We start from the raw sequence: 21,006 nt of genomic DNA on the forward strand, positions 1-21,006 counted from the left end.
ACGTCACTGACCGGGGTCGGTTTCAGTGACACCCTGCCCGCAGGGCTCGTCGTCTCCACGCCCAACGGCTTGACCGGTTCCTGCGGCGGCGGCACGGTCACCGCGACTGCTGGTGGTGGCAGCATCAGCCTGGCTGGTGCGACCTTGCCGGCCAACGGGAGTTGCACCTTCTCGGTGAACGTCACCGCCACCACCAGCGGAACGAAGGTGAACACCAGCGGTCCGGTGGACTCGAACGAAAGCGGCCCGGGTACCCCTGCTGCGGCGAGCATCACGGTTGCCGTCGCTGCACCACCGACGATCTCCAAGGCTTTCGAGGATGCGACCATCCCCCTCAACGGGACGACGTCACTGGGTTTCACCCTCACCAACCCCAATACAGAGACGTCGCTGACCGGCGTCAGTTTCGTCGACAACCTTCCTACGGGACTGGTGGTCGCCACACCCAGTGCCGCGCAGACCAACTGCGCCTCCGGCACGATCGCGGCGACTCCCGGTAGCAGCAGCATCAGCCTGTTCGGCGCCACCCTGCCGGCCAGCGGGAGTTGCACGGTGTCGGTCAACGTCACCGGCACCACCACCGGAACAAAAGTCAATACGACGACTCCCGTCACCTCGGTCCAAAGCGGCCCAGGCGCCGCCGCCTCGGCAACCGTCACAGTCGGCGCGGCGGTCGTCGCCCCGCCGACAATCGCCAAGGCTTTCGGGGATGCGACCATCCCCCTCAACGGGACGACGTCGCTTGGTTTCACCCTCAGTAACCCCAACGCGCGTACGTCGTTGACCGGGGTCGGTTTCAGTGACACCCTGCCCGCAGGGCTCGTCGTTGCCACGCCCAACGGCTTGACCGGTTCCTGCGGCGGCGGCACGATCACCGCGACTGCTGGTGGTGGCAGCATCAGCCTGGCTGGTGCGACCTTGCCGGCCAACGGGAGTTGCACCTTCTCGGTGAACGTCACCGGGACCACCAGCGGAACGAAGGTGAACACCAGCGGCCCGGTGGACTCGAACGAAAGCGGCCCGGGCGCCCGCGCCTCGGCTACCGTCACGGTCCGCGCGGCGGTCGTCGCGCCGCCGACAATCGCCAAGGCTTTCGGGGATGCGACCATCCCCCTCAACGGGACGACGTCACTGGGTTTCACCCTCACCAACCCGAATAAAAAAACGTCGCTGACCGGCGTCAGTTTCGTCGACAACCTTCCTGCGGGACTGGTGGTCGCCACACCTAACGGTTTGAGTGGTTCCTGTGGCGGCGGCACGATCACCGCGACTTCCGGTAGCAGCAGCATCAGCTTGGCTGGCGCCACCCTGCCGGCCAACGGGAGTTGCACCTTCTCGGTAAACGTCACCGGCACCACCAGCGGAAAAAAGGTCAATACGACGGAAGCCGTCACCTCGGTCCAGAGCGGCCCGGGCTCCTCCGCCTCGGCAAGCATCACGGTCCGCAAAGGCACTCTTCCCGTCACCGGAATCCGATACTCAACCTACGTCACCATCGCCCTGACTGTGATCGGCCTCGGTGCGGCATTTATCGCGCTCAGTCATCGACGGCTGATCGGACGTAGGCGCGACACCGCCTAACTCGCGACGCGGTATGAATGGCGGATTTCGGTGCTTGTGCGGGACGGCGCACAAGCACCGAAATCCGCAGCGGGCCCTGGCCGGGGTGAGGCGCTCGGGTGGGGCTGGCTGGTTCCCACGGGCGGCGCAGATCAGCAGCGACGGGTCGAGGCAGCCGTGTTTACACCTGATACTTGCGGTTCCGCTCGTTCGTGTCAGGCACGTCGCTTGGCGGATGGACGCTCAACGGCTTCACATGCGGAAGCCAAGCGACACGCCGTTGGATGGTCTCCCGATTAAGAGGGCATCTGATCCGCGTAGTGGCTGATTCATGTTCGGCCGTAGTGGTGGTGGAGTTGGTTCGTTGATCGCGGCGTGGGCGTGCAGCGGCGTGGATGCCGGTCGGACTGGCCGGATGAGCGGTGGGCGCTGATCGAGCCGGTCCTGACAGCGTGGCGGGCAGAGCGGGTGGGCTTGGGGATCAGCCGGCCGGTGCATGATCTCCGGGAGATCGTCAACGCGATCCTGTACGTGGCCAGGGGGAAGCAGACGGGACCACGCAGCGGATCCACGATCTGCTGCGGGAGCGGGCTCGCGCGGCCCGGGGCCGCAGCGCAGCCCTTCAGCGGTGGTCCTGGACTCGCAGAGCGTGAAGACCTCCAGCAACGTCGGCGATTCCAGCCAGGGCATCGACGCGGCGAAGAAGATCAAGGGACGCAAGCGGCACATCGTCACCTACACCCTCGGCCTACTCCTCGCTGTGATCGTCACCGCCGTACGGGCGCCCGGCGCCCGGCTCGGCATCGACGTCGAGCGCGTACCCCGCCACGCCGGGAAGGGCTTCCACGTCCAGCCCCGACGGTGGGTCGTGGAACGGACCTTCGGTTGGCTGATGCAGCACCGACGGCTCGTCCGTGCCTACGAGGCCCTTCCTCAACGCACCCGGGCGATGATCCATTGGGCGATGGCTAACACAATGAGCCGTTATCTCACCGAGAATCCACCCCAACCTGGCGAAACGCAACCACCTAACCGGACCAACCTTCACCAAGCGAGATCAGATGTCCTCTTAGGCTGTCCGCATGCCTACCCCGCTCCTGCCCGACGACCCGTCCGTGGCCGCACGGAGCGGCACGGGGGTGTGGGGGCGGTGAGCCGCCCGTCCGTGCCCACCCAGCGGGGTGGCGGGTCGACGGCTGTGCCCGGGGGCCCGCCGGGCGTGGCGGAACGGTGCGCCCGGATCGCCCGGTCGCGGCCGTTCGAGGTGCTCATCGTCGTGGTCATCATGGCGAACGGGGTGGTGCTCGGCGTCGAGACGTACCCGGACCTCGGCGCCGCGGGACGGGTCCTGCGCTGGTGCGAGTGGCTGTTCCGGCTGGTCTTCGTCGTCGAGATCGCCATCCGGGTGCTGGCGTACGGCCGCCGGCCGCAGGACTTCTTCCGGCACGGTTGGAACGTCTTCGACTTCCTGGTGACGGCGGCGATCTTCATCCCCGGCCTGCACGGCGACTCGGCGCTGCTGCGCTTCGTACGGGTCGCCCGGGTGCTGCGGCTGGTGCGGTTCTCGCCGGGGCTGCGCACGATCGTGGCGGCGCTGTGGCGCAGCATCCCCGGCGTGGCCGGCTTCCTCGCGCTGGCCGCCGTGACCCTCTACGTCTACGGCATGGCCGGCTGGCTGATCTTCGGGGAGCGCTATCCGGAGCAGTACGGCGACATCGGTCGTTCCCTGCTGACCCTGTTCGTGCTGTTGTCGCTGGAGACCCTGCCGGACCTCATCGCGCAGGGCATGGCGGTGTCGCCGTGGACGCTGCTCTACTACGTCAGCTACGTGATGATCACGGTGAACCTGCTGCTGAACATCCTGATCGCCGTCATCGTGAACTCGATGGAGGAGGCCCGTCGGCTGGAGATGACCGAGCGGTTGTCGCCCGACTACGACGAGGACGGCGACGGCGTGCCGGACGAGGTGGACCGGATCGCATTGACCCAGCGGCTGGACGACCTGCGGGCGGTCATCGCCGAGCTGGAACGGGAGTTGCGCATCGACCGGGAGGACGGCCACGGCCCGGCCCGCCACCACCACCACGGCGAACGCACGGGCGGCCGGCCCCCCGGGTAGGGGACCGGCCGTGGGGTCGGTGCGGCGGGTCAGCTCCAGATGGCCGTCGCCCACTCCGGATGGTCGACGAACGGGTTCCGGTTGCCCTGCCAGCGCTCGTAGATCCGCTGGTTGCGGCGCTTCTCGAAGGCGTCCGGCGGGTCGAGCTGGTTCCACTGCAGCAGCACCGACATCCGGCCGTGGTACGGCGCGGTGCCGTTGTTGACCGACTGGTTCATCTCCAGGTTGGGCCAGCCGTCGGTGCCCTCGTACCGGATCGCCATGTACATGATCATGCGGGCGATGTCGCCCTTCACCGCGTTGCGCGGCTCCCACGAGTCGGCGTCGGTGTAGCAGCCGGGCGCCTCGGCGACGGGGCTGCCGCCGTTGTCGAAGTCCTTGTTGCCGCGCGTGGAGTTGACCGAGACGTCCTCCGGCCGCAGGTGGTGGACGTCGGTCCCCGGGCCGGTCGCGGTGCCGAAGTCGCCGTGCGACTTGGCCCAGACGTGTTCGCGGTTCCAGTCGTCGACGCCGCCGCCGTTGCTGGTCTTGCTCTGCGACCGCCCGGTGTTGAGCAGGATGACGTTGTTGGCGTTGGCCGGGTCCTGGTCGGTGTCCCGCAGCGCCTCCCACACCTGGTCGTAGGAGAGCTTGGTGTGCACCTTGATGATCGAGTGCAGCGAGCTGCGCAGCGCCGGGCCGGTCTTGCCGATCGCGCTGGCGTAGTAGGTGGAGTCGTACCCGCCGCCGGGCGAGGTCGGGGTCGGGCCCGGCGTCGGCGACTGGGTCGGCGAGGGCGTGCCGCCACCGCCGCCGAGGGTCATCGCCGTCGGGTTCTTCAGGCCGCCGTGGCTGAAGTAGGCGGTCAGCGTGCCGGTGGCGGTGACGGGCTGGCCCCGCAGGCCCGGGTTGGTGAGCAGCCCGAAGGTGCTTCGGTACGCGGCGGTGACCTGGACGTAGAGCATCCTGCTCGGGCTGGTCTCGGCCGCCGTGTCGGCGATCGCGATCGCGGTGTCGGACGTGAAGCCCGACCGCAGCACGGTCGTGTTGCTGGTCGGTTGGCCGATCACGTAGCCGGTCACGGTCGCCGTCCGACCGTCCTGTGCGGCGAGCGCCTGGGCCACGGTCAGGGTGGTGGCGGCCGAGGCCACCGCCGTCGTCACCACCACGGGCGCCACCAGCACGGCGGCCAGCGCGAACGCCGTCGCGAGCCTTCTGGGCCGCGAGCGGACACTGCTCTTCGTATTCATGAACAGCGATGCTATCGGTGCGGGCGTGAACGCCGGGAGAGCGGGAGCGCAACATTTCGGGCGCGAGCCGTCGGCGGCCCGGCCCTCCCTCGGCCCCGCGGGCCACTACCGTCGGGGCATGGTCACCGTCGCCGACGTCCGCGTACTGGCACTGACCCTGCCACGGACCACCGAGCACCTCATCCGGGACCGCGTGAAGTTCCGCGTCGGTGCCCTTGTCTACGTCGCGTTCTCCCGGGACGAGACGACGATGGGGTTCGCGTACCCGAAGGAGGAACGCGCCGGGCTCGTCGCCAGCGACCCGGACCTGTTCTTCCTGCCCGACGCGGCCGACCTGCGCTTCAACTGGGTGTGCTGTCGCCTTGACCGGCTCGACCGCGACCACATGACGGAGCTGGTGACGGATGCCTGGCGGATGGTCGTGCCCAAGTTCCTCGCGCGCCAGCGACTGGACGGCTGAGGGAAGCGCCCCGACGACCAGCAGCCCGACGGAGAGCACACCGGCGGCGCCGCCGGCAGGAGAATCGCGGCGGCGCGGTCCGCCACGTCGCCGGCCGTCGGCCCGTCGGCGGCGTAGGGTGGTTCGCGTGGATCAAGAGGACCGCATCGCCCTGTTCCTCGACTACGAGAACCTCGCGCTGGGGGCGCGCGACCACCTCGGCGGCGCGGCCTTCGACCTGCGCCCCATCGCCGACGCCCTCGCCGAGCGCGGCCGGGTGGTGGTGCGCCGGGCGTACGCCGACTGGTCGTACTTCGACGAGGACCGCCGGATGCTCACCCGGTCCCACGTCGAACTCATCGAGATTCCCCAGCGCATGGGCGCCTCCCGCAAGAACGCCGCCGACATCAAGATGGCCGTCGACGCGGTGGAGCTGGCCTTCGAGCGCGGCTACATCTCGACGTTCGTGATCTGCACCGGCGACAGCGACTTCACGCCCCTCGTGCACAAGCTCCGCGAGCTGAACAAGCGCGTCATCGGGGTCGGCGTGGAGAAGTCGACCTCGGCGCTGCTGCCGCCCGCGTGCGACGAGTTCCTCTACTACGACCGGCTGGAGGGCGTCGACGTCCCTCCGGCGCGGGGCCGGCGTGCCCGCCCGGCGCGGCTGCCCGGCCCGGAGGCGCAGCAGGCCGAGCGGGAGCCCGAGCCCGAGCCGCAGCCGGTGGGCGAGGAGGCCGCCCGCGACGTCGACACCCTCGCCGTGCTGGTGGCGCAGACCGTGGCCGGCCTGCAGGCCAGCTCCAGCGGCGAGGTGACCGCCTCGACGCTGAAGCGGACCCTGCTCAGGAAGGACCCGACGTTCAGCGAGTCCGACTACGGGTTCCGCACCTTCGGCGAGCTACTGCGACACCTCGCCCAGCACAACGTCGTCGAGCTGGGGGAGGGCCCCGCCAAGGGCGACCCCGAGGTGTCCCTGCCCGAGCACGGCGACCGGGAGGTGGCGTTCGGGCTGCTCCGCTCGGTGGTGTCCGACCTGGCCGGCGACGAGGGGGCGGTGGCGCTGTCCGGCCTGAAGAACCAGCTCCGCCGGGCGCGGCCCGACTTCAGCGAGAAGAAGCTCGGCTACCGCAGCTTCCTCCAGTTCTGCAAGGCGGCAGCCACCAGCGGCATCGTCGACCTGCGGTGGAGCCAGGAGGCCGACGACTACCTGCTCACCCCGCAGCCCTCCTGACCGCACCGGCGGCTGGCGCCGGCGCACAGCCCGGTCGGTCAGGGAATCGTCAGGCCGTACGCGGCCAGGATCTCGGTGATCGGCTGGTAGTAGGTGGTGCCGCCGGTGGCGCAGTTGCCGCTGCCGCCGGAGAGGATGCCGAGGACGGTGCCGGTGGCGGCCACGTAGAGGGGCCCGCCGCTGTCGCCGGGCTCGGCGCAGATGTTGGTCCGGATCAGGCCGGTCACGGTGCCCTGGGCGTAGTTGACGGTCGCGTTGAGCCCGGTGACGCTGCCGCAGCGTACGCCCGTGGTGGCACCGCTGCGGCAGACCGCCTGGCCGACGTAGGCGTTGCCGGCGCCGTAGACGGTGAGCAGCCCGGGATGGGTGTAGACCGCGCTGGGGTGGGCGATCCCGCCGGTGTAGCGGACCAGCCCGTAGTCGTTGCCGGGGAAGCTGGTGCCGGTCCGGGTGCCGAGGACGGTGGTCTGCGCGCTGTCGGCGTACCAGGTGGAGGCGGCGACGGTGCAGTGGCCGGCGGTGACGAAGTAGGCGGTGGTGCCGCTGCGGACGTTGGCGCCCAGCGAGCACCGTCCGCCGCCGCCGTAGACGGCCTGCCCGCCGGCGATGAGGACGCGCAGGTGGCCCGGCTCCCGGCGCAGCAGCGCCCCGGCGCGCGCGGCGGTCGCCCGCAGCGTCGCCACGTCCCGGGCCGGGACGGTGTCGTCGACGGTCAGGGTCATCCGCCCGGTGGCGGGGTCGAGCCCCCAGGCGGTGCCGGGGGTGCGGACCTCCGCGAGCGTGGCCGCGGCGCGGGCGGCATCGGCGTGGTCGGGGGCGGCGTGGGCGGGCGCCGGCAGGCCGAGCAGCAGCGCGGCGAGCAGGAGCAGGGCGAGCGGGAGACGACGCATCCGAACCTCCGATAGATCCGCCTCTGTCGATTCCCTACAGGATCCACCCGTGGCCCTGGCGTGGACAAGCGGCGGGCGCCGTCCGCCCGCCTGCCGCGCCGGGAGCCGGTCCGTCACCTACCGGTCGAGGACTGCGGACAGCCGTCGTGCCTCGCCGACCAGGCGGTTCGCCCCGCCCCGGGCGACCACGTCCGCCAAACCCGGCACCTCGATCCGCAGGCCGGTCGCGCCGGCCGTCTCCGCGGCCAGGCCGAGCACGTCCGGGGTGCCGCGCGGCGCGGGCGACGTGGCGAGCACCGCGGGCAGGGCCGCGGCGAGGAGACGCCAGACGGTCAGCGCAGCGCCGGCCCCCGCCGCGTCCCGCAGGGGCCGCAGCACCCGGGAGAGGGGGAAGGCGCCGTCGGCGGCCAGGGTGCCGAGGTGCGCGCCGACGGCGGGTGCGTCGAGGTCACCGGTGGTGGCGAGCATGAGCAGGGCGTCCAGGGCGGCGACCTGGTCGGCCTCGTGCCGGGAGCCGAGCCCGTAGGCCAGCGTGAGGTCGAGGGCCGGGCCGCCGTCCCCGGTGCCCTCGGCCAACAGTGGCAGGACGGCGGCGCCGCCCGAGGCGTCGTGGTCGGCGCCCTTCGCGACGGTCGGCAGGACGTGGGCGGCGACCAGGCCCCGGTAGCCCGGCAGCGCCGCCGGCCAGAACGCCACCCAGTCGCCGTGCCACGTGTCGGCCGGCGGCGGCACGGTGAGCAGGCCGAGCGGATCGACGAAACCCTCCGGCGGAGCGAGTTCCACGTGCGTCCGCTGGGGCGGCAGCCCGTGTCTCTTCCAGTCGTGCGGCAACCGCCGTCGCACGGTGACGACCCGGTGCGTCGGACGTGGCAGCCCACCGCCGCGCAGCCAGGCGGCGAGCCGGTCGCCCGCCGGGGTGCGCAGCTCCGCCGCCCTGGCGGCGAGCGGCTCGTCGACGACGGCGGGCAGCCGCAGCAGCGCCTGGGTCAGGTCCGTCGACCACGGAGCCTGGTCGCCGAGGCGTACCAGGCGTTCGAGGAGGGCGATCGGTTCGAGGGCGCCGTTCGCCAGGGTCGGCGCGGCGAGCAGGCCCGGGTACGGCGCGCTGACCAGGCTGCCGATCTCGGCGAGCCGGGCGCGCAGGAGGCGTTGCGGCGTCGGCACCCGGGGATCGACGGGCGGCGGCGGATCCTGGGTCGCCGGGCCGAGGACGGTGTCGGGCCAGGCAGCCAGCGGGGCCGCCCACCGGTCCCGCCGGACGTCCGCCGCGAGCGGGGCGGCGGCCGCGTGCAGCACGTCCCCGATGAGGCCGCACAGGCAGCACGGGTCCCACGGGTGCCCGCCTCCCCCGAAGCGGCCCGGCTCGCGATGCAGCACCGGGGCGAGCGCGGCGTCCAGGCGCTGCCGGTCCTTTCCGGCGAGGCGCACGACGGCGTCGAGGATCCGCTCCAGCACCATCGCCGAGCGGGTGGTGCCGGCGACGATTTCCTCCGCCAGCTCGTCGGGGTCCGTGATCGGTGCCGGTGCCGGCGCGACGGGGGAAGGCGGCGGGAGTTCGTCGCCAACCGGGGCGGTCACCACGGGTGGGGTGGCCCGGTGCCCGTGGCGGGCGGCCAGCGCGCCGGCCCGCTCGCTGATGTCGCCCACGGGGTGGGCGGTCCCCGTCGAGAGCACGGCAGCGACCTCCCCGGCCCGGTCGCGGTGCCGGCGGGCGAGCTGGTCGAGCCAGCTGAGCTGCGCGCGGACCAGCGTCCTGTCCGGGCGGGCCAGCACGGCCCGGGACGCGTCGAGGAGAGCCTCGAACCCGACGTCGTCCAGGCCCCGCAGCGCCTTCTGCGCCAACGTGGCCACCGTCGTGGGCGCGTCGGCGAGCAGGCGCAGGTAGGCGGAGCGCCGCTCGCCGATCTCGGCGGCGGTGGGCGCGAGCAGGACGTGCAGCGCGACGAACGGTCGCAATGCGGCTGGGCGGTCGCCGCGCAGGAGCCGGCCGACGCACCCGTCGAGCAGGGCGGTGCGCGCCAACCGGCCCTCGCCGGCCAGCCGCGCCAGCGCGCCCGGCATGCCCATCTCCTCGGGGGCACGGAAGTCGGTGAACGGCATGCGGGCACCGATGCCGTCCACCTCGAACAGCCGGGGCACCATCGCGTCCAGGAACGGATCGGCGCGCAGCCGCTCCAGCAGCGGGAGCGTCCGCAGCCGCTCCCTGGGCCACGCCGACGTCGCGACCCACCCCTCCACCACCCGGTCGCCGGTGGGCGGCGGGGCGCCCTCGGCGGTGAGCAGGTCCGCGACGAAGCCCCAGCTCTCCGACGGGTCCGCCTGGTCGGCGAGCCGACGGGCCAAATCCGCCAGCCACGTGACTCCCCGCTGCCGCGCCACCCCGATCACCGGGGCCGCGTCCGCGGAGCGCAGGAACACTGACCGCCGGCCGAGCAGCTCGGCGGCCTTCGCCGCGGTGGGCAGGCAGCCGACCGCGGCGACCGCCAGCGCCGTCGCCTCGTCGTGCGTCCACCAGTTGTCGCGCCGCTGGCGCACGTGCGCCACCAGTTCGGCGCCCAACTGCCGGCGGCGCTGCTCGTCGAGGCCGGTGACCGTGGCCACGACCGCGTCGACGTCGCCGGGGACGAGGACGTCCCACGGATCGCTCATCGTGCTCACGGCCGCCGACGGTACGCGGCACCACCGACATCGTGGGTGTTCGCCCACCGGTGCGGTCCGGCTACGGCAGCGGGACCGAGATGCCCCGGGCGTGGTCGGTGAGGGCCGCGCCGACCACGGTCGCCTCCAGCGGCAGCACCTCCAGGCAGCGGCGCACGGCGGCAGCCATCAGCGCGTTCGGCACCCGCATCGACAGCGTGCAGTGCGGCACCCAGCGCCCCGGCTGGTAGTGCTCGACCAGCCCGATGCCGGCCTCGGCCAGCCGGCCGTGCACCTCGGCGTGGTGCGCGAGCAGCTGGGCGGTGGGGGTCGGGCCCAGCCAGAGCACCCGCCCGACGAACTGGCCGGCGTGCTGGAAGCTCAGCCGCAGCGGCGCGGCCACCACCGTTCCGCGCAGCGCCGCCGCGACCCGCTCCGGGTCGAAGCGGGGCGCGACGGCGAGTGAGACGTGCGGCCGGTGGCGCTGCTCCAGCAGCGACCGCATGCTCTGCACGCCCTCGGCCTCCAGCGCGTCCCAGAGCACCCGGATTCGCCGGGTGGCGTCGGTGTCCAGGTAGAGCTCCAGCGCCGCGACCACATGATCACTTTAGGACGCGGTGGTCACGGCACGACGACGGCCCGGCCCTCCAGCGTGCCGTCGGCCATCTTCCGGTACGCGTCGACCGCCTCGTCGAGCCGGAAGGTGCTGGCCTTCGGCTTCACCAGGCCCCGGGCGCCCAGTTCCAGCACCTCGATGAGCTCCGGCCGGCTGCCCCAGTACGTGGTCTGGATGCTCACCTCGTACGGCACGCCGAAGAAGCTCACCGGCAGCGTGCCGCCGCCGATGCCGACGATGGTGAGGTCGCCGACGGTGCGGGCGGCGGCGGCACCGAGCGCGAGGGTGGGGTTCGTCCCGACGAAGTCCAGGATCACGTCGGCACCCCGGCCGCCGGTGGCCTGGCGGATCTCCTGGGCGGTGTCCGCGCCGGAGAGCATCGTCAGGTCGGCGCCGCACTCCTCGCCGAGCTTCAGCGCCTTCTCGCGGGTGTCCACCGCGATCACCCGGGCCGAGGTGGTGGCCTTGAGGATCTGCACGCCGACGTGTCCGAGCCCACCGACGCCGATCACCACGGCGGTGCTGGTCGGGCCGAGCTTCGCCCAGGAACGGCGGATCGCGTGGTACGGGGTGAGGCCCGCGTCGGTCAGCGGCGCCGCCAGCACCGGATCGAGCCCGTCGGGCAGCGGCACGACCTGCCGGGCCTGCGGCACCAGCATGTACTCGGCCATGCCGCCGTCCAGGCCGAGCCCGCCGCCACCGCCGGGCACCGGCGCCTCGGCGACGTTCTCGCAGTACGGGTCGATGCCCACCCGGCAGCGGGCACAGGTGCCGCAGCCCCACGGGCCGTAGACGGCCACCGGCTGGCCCACCGTCAGACCGGTGACCCCGTCCCCGAGGGCGTGCACCCAGCCGGCGTTCTCGTGGCCGAGGGTGAACGGCGGGTTCCACGGCACGGCGCCGGCCTCGAAGTCGTGCATGAGGTGGAGGTCGGAGTGGCACGCGCCGGCGGCCCCGATCTTCACCACCACCTGCCCGGGGCCCGGGGTCGGCTCGTCAACCTCGACCAACTCGGGTTCCGACTTCCAGTTCGGCAACCGCAGCGCGCGCATGAACGTCTCCTGTCCTCCGGTTTCCGGCTCCGCCGGCCGCCTGCCCGCTCAGCGCCCGGTCAAACGACCCGCCTTCCGGTGGCCGCAGCGCCCGCGCCCCGTCGAGCGGCGCGGTGCCGGCCGCCTCCCCGCGTCTCACCTCGTCCGGGTGCGTCGGGCTCACCCCCGCCGGGAGCCTGCTCCGGACCGTCGGCTGCCCACCCCGACAGGTACGGCCCGATGTCGAGCCCGCACCGCTGGCCGTCGGTGCTGGCCGAAGGCCGCGTACAGCTCTGCGACGGTCGCCGGGAGCGCGGTCGTCACGGCACGGCCGGCGCGTCGGGCCGGCCGCCCGGGGTGGCGCCTGACGCCGGGGCGGAACCGACGGCCGCCGACCGCTGCGCCGGGGCGGCCGTCCCGGACGGGGGCGTGGCGGGGGCGGCCGGTGGTCCGGCACGGCGGGCCAGGCCCCGGTCGACGCCCACGAAGAGCAGGCCGAGCAGCCAGAACGCGACGGCGAAGAAGACCGCGCTGACGCCCACCCCGTCGTAGCCCAGCTCCCCGGCGTCGAGGAACGGGTACGGGTACCGCTCGACCACCAGCCCACGGACCAGCGCGAAACCGAGGTAGCCCAGCGGGAACGCCAGCCACCACGCCGCGTACCGCGGGCGGAGCCGGCCCCGCCGGTCGAACAGCGCCCAGTCCGCCACCGCGAGCAGCGGCACGACGGTGTGCAGGAACTGGTTGCCCAGGGCCTCGCCGAGCGCGCGGTCGGGCTGCGGCATCGCGAACGGGCTGGCGGGGTTGGCGAGCACCAGGTGGTAGACCACGCCGGTGATGGTGATGTAGAGGGTGACCGCGCCCTTCAGCGGCGACGGCGGCTCGGGACGGTCCCGCCAGGCCAGCCAGGCGGCGTATCCGGCGAGGAGACCGACTGCGACGTTGCTCTGGATGGTGAAGTACGGCAGCAGGCCGGTGACGGTGGCGGGACCCAGCGCGGTGAGCACGATCCCGGCCAGCACGCTGATCACGATCACCACGCGGAAGACCATCGCCACGCGTGGACGCCGCAGACTCATCGGGGCAAGCTATCAGCCGGGCCGATCTGGGTCACCGGGCGAGCGCCGGCCGGTGCGCGTCGGCGTCCCACCGGCTGGCCGAGCCACCCGCGCGGTGCGTTCGTCACGTGCGGCGGCCCTTCCCGACGACGCCCCGGGACGGTGCGTGATCCCGCACAGACGTTGATCCGCCGTGCGGTGCGGAGCGATGGCGTGGGGGTCAGCGACTGCCGCCGCTGCCCGGTGCGGGGCGACCGTGGTCGGGCGAGACCTGGTCGTTGCCGGGCGAGACCCGGATGTTGCCGGGCGAGACCTGGACGTTGCCGGGCGAGACCTGGACGTTGCCGGGCGCCGAGGGCCGGCCGGCCGGGACGGAGGGCGATGTCGTGGGTCGCCCGGACTGCTGGGGGGGCGGGGTGCCGCCGGGCCGGTCGACCGGTGTGCCCGATGACCCGGTGCCCGCCGACTCGCCGGGCAGCAGGCGGTTGCAGTAGCCGGCCACCTTGCCGCGGCCGCCGGCCGCGCGGACGAGGTCGTCGAAGGCCGGCTTGTCCAGGACACGGCCCGAGCCGTCGCCGTCCGTCCGGTAGGCCCGGCACAGCTCTGCCACGGACGCGCTCGGGTCGGGCCGACCCTCCGTCGTGGTGGGCGGCGCGGACGGCCGGCCGGGACCCGGGGTGGGGGAGACGGCCGGGGGCGGCGCGGGTGTGGCGGTGGTGGGGGCGGGGCCACGCAGCGGTCCGGGCAGGGTGCCCCCGGCCGCGGCGAAGGCCACCCCGCCGGTGACGGCGAGAGCGACACCGGCCAGCGCGGCGCGGACGCCGAAGCCGGCGAGGGCGCGGCCCCGACGACTCCGCTCGGGACTGCCGACGGGGGTGCCGGCCCGCGCCAGCCGGTACGCGCGTACCGCGGCGTCCTCCCCGGCGAGCTCAGCCGCGCGGGGTGCGGCACGGACCGCCGTCAGGAGCGACGCGACCGGTTGCGGAGCGTCCCGCGGGTCGACTACCGGACCGCCGAGCAGTCGCTCGACGGTCTCCTGGTCCATCCGGTGTGCTTTCATCTCGTGTCCCTCAGCGCCGCCCGATGCCGGGACGTCACACGGGGTGGAGTGTGACGTCCGACAACCACCCGGCCGGGAAGTGGGGCGGGGCGGGGCCGCGCGGGGGCGTCAACCCATGGTCTTGGCACCGTCGATGGCCTCGCGGAGGATGTCGGCGTGCCCCGCGTGCTGGGCGGTCTCGGCGATCAGGTGCAGCAGGACGCGGCGGACCGTCCAGCTCGCGCCGGCCTCGAACCAGGGGGCCTGCGGCAGCGGGTGGGCGGCGTCGAGGTCGTGCGTGGCGATCAGCTCGTCCGTCGCGGCGGCCACCCGGTCGTAGTCGGCGAGCAGCCCGGCGAGGGTCTCGCCGTCGAGCATGCGGAACTGGCCGGCCCAGTCGACGGGCTCGCTGTTCATCGCCTCGGCGCCGCCGACGGCGAACCGCATCCACCGGTGCTCGACCTGCGTCACGTGCTTGATCAGGCCGCCCGGGCACAGCTCGCTGACCGTGCTGCGGGTCGCGGCCTGCTCGTCGGTGAGCCCCGCGACGGTCTGCCGGAGGAAGCCGCGGTGCAGGCGCAGCGTCTCCACCAGGTCGGCCCGCTCACCGGTCAGCTGCTCAGTCGTGGTCATGCCGCCACCCCTCTTCACGGACGTCCGAACGGGGCTCAGGATAGGGCCGGCCACCGACAGAAACCGCGTCCCGCCGTGCCGGGTTTCCGCCAGCGGTTGCCGATTAGTCCGATCCGCGATCCACTGAACCACATGGGTGTCATCAAGGTGGGCACGTCGTCCTGGGCGGACCAGATGCTGCTGCGTTCCGGGTGGTACCCGCGCGCGGCGAACACCCCGGCCGGCCGGCTCGGCTTCTACGCCGGGCGGTTTCCCCTGGTCGAGGTCGACACCTCCTACTACGCCGTGCCCGTGCCCGAGACGACGCAGGGGTGGGTCGACGCCACGCCGGAGGGGTTCACCTTCGACGTCAAGGCGTTCAGCCTCTTCACCGGCCACCCGACCCCGGTGGCGGCGCTGCCCCGCGACCTGCGCCCGGCCGACGGCCCGAGCCGGATCCGGCGCCGGGACCTGCCGGCGACCGCGTACGACGAGCTGTGGGACCGGTTCCGGGCGGCGCTCGACCCGATCGCGGCGGCCGACCGGCTCGGCGCGGTCCTGCTCCAGTTCCCGCCGTGGCTGGCCCGCGGCGCCGCCGCCGAGCGGCGCATCGCCGAGCTGGCCGAGCGTTGCCAGCCGTGGCGGGTCGCCGTCGAGCTGCGCCACGGATCCTGGTTCGACGGCACGGCGGCGCTGGACACGCTCGGTTTCCTGCGGGAGCGCGACCTGTCGTTCGTCTGTGTGGACATGCCGCAGGGGCACCCCTCGTCGGTGCCGCCCATCCTGTTCGCCACGGCGGCGCTGGCGGTCGTCCGCTTCCACGGGCACAGCAGCGCCTGGGGGACCGGGGACAAGCAGGAGAAGTTCCGCTACGCGTACGGCGACGAGGAACTGCGCCGCTGGTCGGAGCTGCTGACCGAGCTGGCCGGGCAGGCCGGCGAGCTGCACGTGCTGTTCAACAACTGCTGCGGCGACCAGGCCCAGCGCGACGCGGACCGGCTGGCCGAACTGCTGGGCGTCGAACCGGCGGGGCGGGGCCGCCCGGCGCGGGCGGGAGCGGCGTCGCCCTCCTGACGGCGGGGGCCTGACCGGGCCGCGCCCCCGAGGCCGGGGGACGGCCGGGACGTACCGGGCCGCCGCCCACGTCGCTCAGGAGCGCCGGCCCCTGGTCCGTAGCGCGTCCTCTGTCCGCTCCTCGACGTCGGCGGCGTCGGGGAAGGTCCGCCGGGACGGCGCCGGGTCCGGGGGCGCGCCGGGTCCGGCCGGCAGCGTACGGGTCGGCTCGACCGGCCCGAATCCGTGCCGGCCCCCCTTCCCGGTCGGCCCCGCCGGCTCGCCGGCGCGGCGGTCCCCGCGCCGGCCCTCCGGCACGGCGGTCTCCTCACTTCCCTCGTCCATCGGGTCGTGCTCGCCGGTGCCCCAGGGCGGTTCCGCGTCGAAGCCGTCCCTGGTCACCCACGGGGTGATCGACTCCGGTGTGCGCCTGCCCCCGCTGCGTCCGTCTGCTGCCGCCATGGTCACCTCGCTGGTCGGGTCCGCCGCTACCGGCCCCGATTGCCCGTCCCGGGGCCGGTCATTCCTGCGCGGGCGCCCCGGCGGGGTCGTGCCGGGCGGACTCGCCCCGCCCGACCCCGGACGCGGAGCGGCGTCCCGCCGCCGAGGAGTCGGCGGGACGCCGGTGGGCAGGTCGCCCGGTCAGCGACCGGACATCGCCATCCGCCTCTTCTTGGCCGCCGCGCCCATCGCCATCACTGCTCCCATCCCCTTCGGCAGCCCGCCCGCGCGTCCGAGCATCCCCCGGAACACCTCGCCGGGCTTCTGCTGCTCGCCCATGTACGCGGTCACCACGATGAGCGCCCCCGTCAGCGCGGGCACCGCCCACTGGAGCATCCGCATCTTCCGCTGGCAGGACGCCACGTTCGACGGCGTCTGCGAATTGGGTTCGGTGACCCCCTCGACCGACGGGCCGCCGGCCTTCTCCAGCTTCATGCCGAGCAACCGGCTGTAGCCGGTCACCGCCAGCGCGCCGACTGTCAGCGCGGTCTTCAGGGTGCTGACCCGGGCGACTCCCGACTGCGCCGCCACCCGGGGGCTCTCCGTCACCAGTTCGCCGACGGCGCCCGCGAGGTGGGCCCCGATGGCGGCGGCGTTCACCGGCGTCCACCGGGCCCAGCCGGCCGAGGCCATCGGCAACCGCTGGGTCGAGTCGTTCATCTGTGCCGCCGCGCCGTTGACGCCGAACGCTCCCATCAGGGAGCCCCCGAACCAGGCCGCCAGGCCCAGATCGTGCATCGAGCGCAGTGCGGTGTGTCGTTCGGACATCTGATCCCCTTCCACCGTGTCGGGCGCTGCGGCATACCCGCCGCCCGGTCGGCTATGCCCGTCCGTCACCTGCCGATAGGGCGCGGTCACGCGGATACCGGGGTAGACCGGGAACCGGTGGCGTCGCCGCCCCGCGCCGCGGCGCGGACCCGTCCGGGCGGCGGCGGGTACGGCGGTCGCGCCGGCGACGGGGCGCGGCCGGGAGGAGTCGGCGGGGCCGGTGCGGGTAGATCCCGGGACGGACGATCCGAGCGAGAGGGGAAGAGGATGTCGCAGCCCGACGAGAGCCGGGAGAAGACCGCCTCCACCGACGCGGTGCTGATGCACCCGGGCAACGATCCGCGCAAGACGACGTCCCAGGTGCCGCCGCCACCCGAGCGCGGCGAGACCCGCGTCGAGCGGGACGGCGAGATGGTGCCCGTCGAGACCGACGAGTGACCGGGCCCCGGGCGGCGGGCACGCGGCACGCCGCCCGGGAGGCGTGCGGGCGACGGCGTGACGTCGGCGGGACCGACCCGACCGTGGCGCGCGGCGATCGGCCGAGGACGGCTCAGCGGGCCGGCAGGTCCGCGGCGAAGCGGGCCACCCGGTCCGCCAGCGGCGCGGCGGCGCGTACCCAGGTGAAGTGGTCCATCCGGGCGCCGGCCTGCGCCGCGGTGTAGCGCTCGCGCACGACGGGCGCCGCGGCCAGCTTCGCGCAGAGGTGGTCGAGCGTCTCGTGCGGCGTGTACTGGTCGTCGTCGACGCTGACCGCGAGCACGGGGCTGCGCAGCTCCCGGACGGCCGCCTCGGCGTCCACCCCGCCCAGGCGCGGGAAGCGGCCGGTCCGCGCGGTGTGCGCCCAGTCCCGGATCACCCCGCGCGCCTGCCGGCCGCCGAAGCCCCAGCCGGGCCAGACGCCGAGCAGCCGGGCCGTCGCCGCGATCCCCTGGGTGTACGGCAGGACGCCGTACCCGCGCAGGCCCGGGTAGCTGCGCCACCAGGGCATGCCGACGGCGACCAGAGCCAGCCCGTCGACGTCGTGGGCGCCGTGTACGGCGAGGTGCAGCAGCGCGGTCTGCCCGCCGAGGGAGTGCCCGAGCAGCACCGTCTTCCGACCGTCCCGCCGGGCCTTGAGTGCCGCCAGCACGGCGCCCACGTCGGCGGCGAGTTCCGCGTAGCCGTAGCGGCAGGCGCGGCTCGGCGCCGGCGTGCTCTCCCCGGTGCCGCGCAGGTCGGCCACCGCCACGGCGAGGCCGGCGGCGCGCAGCTCGGCGGCGAACGGCCGGTAGTAGCGTGCGCGCACCCCCATCGCGGGTGAGACCAGCACCAGCGGCGCGTCGGCGACGCCGTCCGGCTCGGGGTAGACCTGCAGCCCGATCCGGGCCCCGTCGACCTCGACGAACTCCTGCCGGTATTCCCCCGTCGCGTTCATCGCCCCAGGCTACGGTCCGAGGCTACCGGCGGGTAACCGAGGGGTGGCGCGGACCACCCGCGTCGTCGCCGCCTGCCGTGCCGCCGGCGGTCAGGCCAGGGCCGGGGCGGTCCGGCCGACCGTGCTGACGGAGGCGTAGACCGCGCTCAACTGCTCGGCGCAGCGTTTCCACGAGTACCGGCTGCGGACCCGGTCCAGCGCCGCCGTGGCGTACGCGAAGCGGCGGACCTTGTCGGCGAGCAGCCGGCGGATCGCGGTACCCAACGCCCGGGGGTCCCGGGGCGGCACGAGGTCGCCGGTGAGGCCGTGGACGACCGTGTCGGCGATGCCGCCGACATCCGAGCCGACGACGGGTACGCCGCAGGCCATGCCCTCGAGCGGGGCCAGCCCGACCGGCTCGTACCAGGGGGCGGCCACCAGGAGGTCGGCCGAGCGGTACCAGCAGGCCAACTCCGCGCGGGGCACCGCGCCGACCAGCTTCACCCGGTCGGCCACCCCGCAGGACTCGGCGAGCGCCCGGAGCCGGCGGGCGAAGCCGTCCGTGGGGAGCACCCGCGCCGGCGGGCCGCCGACCACCACGCACTCCGCGTCGGGCACGGCCGGCAGGGCCCGGATGACGTCCTGGAAGCCCTTGCGTTCCACCATCCGGCCGACGGTGACGATCCGCCGGCGCGTCGGGTCGCGCGGGGCGACGGGCCCGTCGGGGCGGAAGACCTCCTGGTCGACCCCGCAGGGGACCAGCACCATCCGGGACCGGGGCACGCCGAGGCGGACCAGCTCGCCGATCTCGTCCTGGCACTGCACGACGATCCGGTCGGCGGCCCGGCCCAGGGCCCGCTCGTAGCCGATCCGGCCTGGTGGACTGGTGTCCCGGGCGCCCTGCTGCCGCCGCTCGACGGTGCCGAGCGAGTGGTACGTCAGCACCACCGGAACCCCGGTGCGCCGGCCGGCGTGCAGGGTGGCCAGGCCGCTCATCCAGTGATGGGCGTGCGCCACGTCCGGCGTCCAGTCGCCGTCGCGCCACTGACCGGCCAGCCAGCGCCCGAACTCGCCCAGGTGCGGCATCAGCTGACTCCCGGGCAACCGCAGCGCCGGCCCGGCCGGCACGTGGCACACCTGGTAGCCGTCCGGAGTGGAGACGGTGTCGGGTTGGGCGGCGGCCTCCCGGCGAACGTAGACGCGGACGTCGTGCCCCTCGCGCACCAGTGCGGCGGCCTGCTCCGCCACCCGCGTGTGCCGCCCGCCGGCCTCCCCGAGGACGGCGAGCGGGCTGGCGTGCTCCGAGATCATCGCGATGCGCATGTCTTCCTCCATCGGCCGGCCCGGTCGTCGGGGAACGGGTCGCGCCGCGGACGGTGCCGCCCCGCGAGCCCGTCGCACCCGCATGCGGAGTCCCCTACCCCGGGCCTTGTCGCCTAACCGCCGGCCCGCCGAGTTCTCGGCGGGCCGCCCGGCCGGCGGCGCGGACCCGGCCGGTGGTGGGGCGAACCGCCTCACCGCCGGTGGCCGGTCGGTCGCGGAGGGTCAGTTCCGGTCGTCGCGGAGCATGCCCGGGCCGAACACCTCGTAGGCGATCCGCTCCGCCGGCACCCCCCGCCGCAGCAGGCCACCCCGGACGGTGTTCATGAACGGCAGCGGCCCGCAGAGGTGCACGTGGGCGTCGGGGGAGAGCGGGATCAACGCGGGGTCGACCCGGCCGCCGGCCACCTCGGCGGCCAGCCCGGCCAGCTCGGCGTCGGTGACGTCCTCGTACCACAGGGCGGTGCGCAGGTTGGGCAGCGCGGCGTGCAGACGTGGCAGTTCGCCGCGGAACGCGTGCGCCGCGCCGGCCCGGTCGGCGTGCACCAGCACCACCGGGCGGTGCGGCTCGGTGGCTGCCAGGTGCTCCAGGGCGGACATCGCCGGGGTCAGCCCGATACCGGCGCTGACCAGCAGCAGCGGGCCCTCCCCGGCCACCGCGCTGACCTCGCCGAAGGGCGGGCTGAGCCGGAGGGTGTCGCCCTCGGCCACGTGCTCGTGCAGGAAGGTGGAGACCATGCCGTCGGGGCCGGCGCCGGTGCCGCGTACCCGCTTGACGGTGATCCGCCAGTGGTCGGCCCCCGGCCGGCCGGAGAGGCTGTACTGGCGGATCTGCTGCCCGCGACCCTCGTCCAGGTCGACGGCGACCGAGGCGTACTGGCCCGGGACGAAGGCGGGCACCGGGCCGCCGTCGGCCGGGACCAGGGTGAACGAGACGACGTCCACCGCCTCGGTGACCCGACCGGTGACCCGCCAGTCCCGCCAGACCGACGCGCCCTCGGCGAGCCCCGCCCCGACGTAGAGGCGGGCCTCCCGGGCGATCAGCTCACAGGCCAGCAGCCAGTACACCTCGTCCCAGGCCGCCGCGACCTCAGGGGTGACCGCGTCGCCGAGCACCTCGCCGACGGCGGCGAGCAGGTGCCGGCCGACGATCGTGTACTGGTCGGGGGTGATGCCGAGCGAGGCGTGCTTGTGCGCGATCCGGTCCAGGATCGGGCCCCACGGCGCGTCGCTGCCGCCGGTCAGGTGTTCCGCGTACGCGACCACGGAGGCGGCGAGCGCGGCCTTCTGCGCCCCGGTCGCCTGGTTGCCGCGGTTGAAGATGTCGAGCAGCTCCGGGTGGGCGTCGAACATCCGCTGGTAGAACCGGCCGGTGATCGCCTCGCCGTGCGCCTGCACGGCGGGCAGGGTCGCCGTCACCACTGCTGTTGAGGACTCCGAGAGCACGACTTGTCTCCTTATGCGCTGAACCGCTCGGACCCCGCCAGCAAAACAGGAATTCGAGATACCT

General features: G+C 74.0%; 19 protein-coding genes and 1 pseudogene. 7 read left to right on the plus strand and 13 right to left on the minus strand.

Annotated elements, in window-relative coordinates; translation table 11 throughout:
• The 3 genes and pseudogenes from ACGF5C_RS28485 to ACGF5C_RS28495 form a co-directional block, all read left to right on the plus strand.
• Window positions 1-1,581 (plus strand): hypothetical protein (locus ACGF5C_RS28485; RefSeq protein ID WP_393306512.1); only part of this gene is annotated, 1,581 nt, incomplete at its 5' end.
• A gap of 360 nt (window positions 1,582-1,941) precedes the next feature.
• Window positions 1,942-2,592: pseudogene (locus tag ACGF5C_RS28490) on the plus strand (transposase).
• A gap of 118 nt (window positions 2,593-2,710) precedes the next feature.
• Complete coding sequence (locus ACGF5C_RS28495) at window positions 2,711-3,679, plus strand: ion transporter (protein WP_393306514.1); 969 nt, start codon at window positions 2,711-2,713, stop codon at window positions 3,677-3,679.
• Window positions 3,680-3,708: 29 nt separating this feature from the next.
• Here ACGF5C_RS28495 and ACGF5C_RS28500 read toward each other — a convergent pair whose 3' ends face one another.
• A complete protein-coding gene (locus ACGF5C_RS28500) occupies window positions 3,709-4,908 on the minus strand; it encodes an endonuclease (RefSeq protein ID WP_393306516.1) in 1,200 nt (399 codons plus the stop codon).
• Between the two features lie 118 nt (window positions 4,909-5,026).
• Here ACGF5C_RS28500 and ACGF5C_RS28505 point away from each other — a divergent pair, with 118 nt between their 5' ends.
• Together ACGF5C_RS28505 and ACGF5C_RS28510 are read left to right on the plus strand one after the other, a co-directional pair.
• Complete coding sequence (locus ACGF5C_RS28505; protein WP_393306518.1) at window positions 5,027-5,368, plus strand: MmcQ/YjbR family DNA-binding protein; 342 nt, start codon at window positions 5,027-5,029, stop codon at window positions 5,366-5,368.
• 127 nt (window positions 5,369-5,495) lie between these two features.
• Window positions 5,496-6,578, plus strand: coding sequence for an NYN domain-containing protein (locus tag ACGF5C_RS28510; protein WP_393306519.1), 1,083 nt, complete (start codon window positions 5,496-5,498; stop codon window positions 6,576-6,578).
• A gap of 38 nt (window positions 6,579-6,616) precedes the next feature.
• Here ACGF5C_RS28510 and ACGF5C_RS28515 read toward each other — a convergent pair whose 3' ends face one another.
• The 7 genes from ACGF5C_RS28515 to ACGF5C_RS28545 form a co-directional block, all read right to left on the minus strand.
• Window positions 6,617-7,468 (minus strand): S1 family peptidase, encoded by an 852-nt coding sequence (locus ACGF5C_RS28515; RefSeq protein WP_393306521.1) that lies wholly within the window; start codon window positions 7,466-7,468, stop codon window positions 6,617-6,619.
• A 117-nt stretch (window positions 7,469-7,585) separates the two neighbouring features.
• Window positions 7,586-10,117, minus strand: a complete 2,532-nt coding sequence (locus ACGF5C_RS28520; protein ID WP_393306557.1) for a hypothetical protein — start codon at window positions 10,115-10,117, stop codon at window positions 7,586-7,588.
• A gap of 70 nt (window positions 10,118-10,187) precedes the next feature.
• The gene (locus ACGF5C_RS28525; RefSeq protein WP_393306523.1) at window positions 10,188-10,703 is read right to left on the minus strand and encodes a 2'-5' RNA ligase family protein; all 516 of its coding nucleotides are present in this window, start codon (window positions 10,701-10,703) and stop codon (window positions 10,188-10,190) included.
• Between the two features lie 23 nt (window positions 10,704-10,726).
• Entirely contained in the window at window positions 10,727-11,773 is a 1,047-nt protein-coding gene (locus ACGF5C_RS28530; RefSeq protein ID WP_393306525.1) for an NAD(P)-dependent alcohol dehydrogenase, read from the minus strand.
• Window positions 11,774-12,072: 299 nt separating this feature from the next.
• Window positions 12,073-12,831, minus strand: a complete 759-nt coding sequence (locus tag ACGF5C_RS28535) for a Pr6Pr family membrane protein (protein ID WP_393306527.1) — start codon at window positions 12,829-12,831, stop codon at window positions 12,073-12,075.
• 199 nt (window positions 12,832-13,030) lie between these two features.
• The gene (locus ACGF5C_RS28540; protein WP_393306529.1) at window positions 13,031-13,855 is read right to left on the minus strand and encodes a hypothetical protein; all 825 of its coding nucleotides are present in this window, start codon (window positions 13,853-13,855) and stop codon (window positions 13,031-13,033) included.
• A 123-nt stretch (window positions 13,856-13,978) separates the two neighbouring features.
• Window positions 13,979-14,482 (minus strand): DinB family protein, encoded by a 504-nt coding sequence (locus tag ACGF5C_RS28545; RefSeq protein ID WP_393306531.1) that lies wholly within the window; start codon window positions 14,480-14,482, stop codon window positions 13,979-13,981.
• Between the two features lie 132 nt (window positions 14,483-14,614).
• Here ACGF5C_RS28545 and ACGF5C_RS28550 point away from each other — a divergent pair, with 132 nt between their 5' ends.
• On the plus strand, window positions 14,615-15,535 hold the full coding sequence (locus ACGF5C_RS28550) for a DUF72 domain-containing protein (RefSeq protein WP_393306533.1): 921 nt from the start codon (window positions 14,615-14,617) through the stop codon (window positions 15,533-15,535).
• A gap of 75 nt (window positions 15,536-15,610) precedes the next feature.
• On the opposite strand, the gene ACGF5C_RS28555 is transcribed toward ACGF5C_RS28550, so the two are convergent.
• Both ACGF5C_RS28555 and ACGF5C_RS28560 read right to left on the minus strand, forming a co-directional pair.
• Entirely contained in the window at window positions 15,611-15,976 is a 366-nt protein-coding gene (locus tag ACGF5C_RS28555; protein WP_393306535.1) for a hypothetical protein, read from the minus strand.
• 180 nt (window positions 15,977-16,156) lie between these two features.
• Window positions 16,157-16,783 carry a hypothetical protein gene (locus tag ACGF5C_RS28560; RefSeq protein WP_357694870.1) on the minus strand — a complete coding sequence of 209 codons (627 nt, stop codon included), beginning with the start codon at window positions 16,781-16,783 and terminating at the stop codon, window positions 16,157-16,159.
• A gap of 267 nt (window positions 16,784-17,050) precedes the next feature.
• Between ACGF5C_RS28560 and ACGF5C_RS28565 the strand changes: the two genes are divergently transcribed.
• Window positions 17,051-17,221: a hypothetical protein gene (locus ACGF5C_RS28565; RefSeq protein ID WP_350706584.1), complete on the plus strand. Its 171-nt coding sequence runs from the start codon at window positions 17,051-17,053 to the stop codon at window positions 17,219-17,221.
• Between the two features lie 112 nt (window positions 17,222-17,333).
• Here the strand turns inward: ACGF5C_RS28565 and ACGF5C_RS28570 are convergent, their stop codons facing one another.
• The 3 genes from ACGF5C_RS28570 to ACGF5C_RS28580 form a co-directional block, all read right to left on the minus strand.
• The gene (locus ACGF5C_RS28570; protein ID WP_393306537.1) at window positions 17,334-18,197 is read right to left on the minus strand and encodes an alpha/beta fold hydrolase; all 864 of its coding nucleotides are present in this window, start codon (window positions 18,195-18,197) and stop codon (window positions 17,334-17,336) included.
• Window positions 18,198-18,287: 90 nt separating this feature from the next.
• Window positions 18,288-19,499: a glycosyltransferase gene (locus ACGF5C_RS28575; protein WP_393306539.1), complete on the minus strand. Its 1,212-nt coding sequence runs from the start codon at window positions 19,497-19,499 to the stop codon at window positions 18,288-18,290.
• Window positions 19,500-19,721: 222 nt separating this feature from the next.
• Window positions 19,722-20,957, minus strand: a complete 1,236-nt coding sequence (locus tag ACGF5C_RS28580; protein WP_393306559.1) for a globin domain-containing protein — start codon at window positions 20,955-20,957, stop codon at window positions 19,722-19,724.
• Window positions 20,958-21,006: the final 49 nt, after the last annotated feature.

The sequence above is a fragment of the Micromonospora sp. NPDC047620 genome (assembly GCF_043205005.1).
Classification (GTDB): Bacteria; Actinomycetota; Actinomycetes; order Mycobacteriales; family Micromonosporaceae; genus Micromonospora.